This is a genomic window from Pseudomonas sp. RW407, assembly GCF_003176655.1.
Lineage (GTDB): Bacteria > Pseudomonadota > Gammaproteobacteria > Pseudomonadales > Pseudomonadaceae > Pseudomonas > Pseudomonas delhiensis.
Map to the genome: position 1 here is coordinate 1 of NZ_QGSL01000099.1, position 386 is coordinate 386.

At 69.7% G+C, this 386-nt stretch carries 1 protein-coding gene; it reads left to right on the plus strand.

Annotation, left to right across the window (positions count from 1 at the left end; translation table 11 throughout):
* Nucleotides 1-386: L-serine ammonia-lyase, iron-sulfur-dependent, subunit alpha (locus DK254_RS16860; protein ID WP_177412027.1), on the plus strand; the 386-nt coding region annotated here is incomplete at both ends.

Below are 386 nucleotides of genomic sequence, written 5' to 3' on the forward strand. Positions count from 1 at the left end.
CGCCGCCACAACCTGCGCGTCTCCGAGCTGATGCTCGCCAACGAGCGCATGTGGCGCAGCGACACCGACACCCGCGACGGCCTGCTGCGCATCTGGCGTGCCATGCAGGACTGCGTCAACAGTGGCCTCAAGGCCGAGGGCATCCTCCCCGGCGGCCTCAACGTGCAGCGCCGCGCCGCCCGCCTGCACCGCAACCTGCTGGAGATCGGCAAGCCCAACGTCATCGGCTCCACCCTCAGCGCCATGGAATGGGTCAACCTCTACGCCCTGGCGGTGAACGAGGAGAATGCCGCCGGCGGGCGCATGGTCACCGCCCCCACCAACGGCGCCGCCGGCATCGTCCCGGCGGTGCTGCACTACTACATGCGCTTCAACCCCGATGCCAG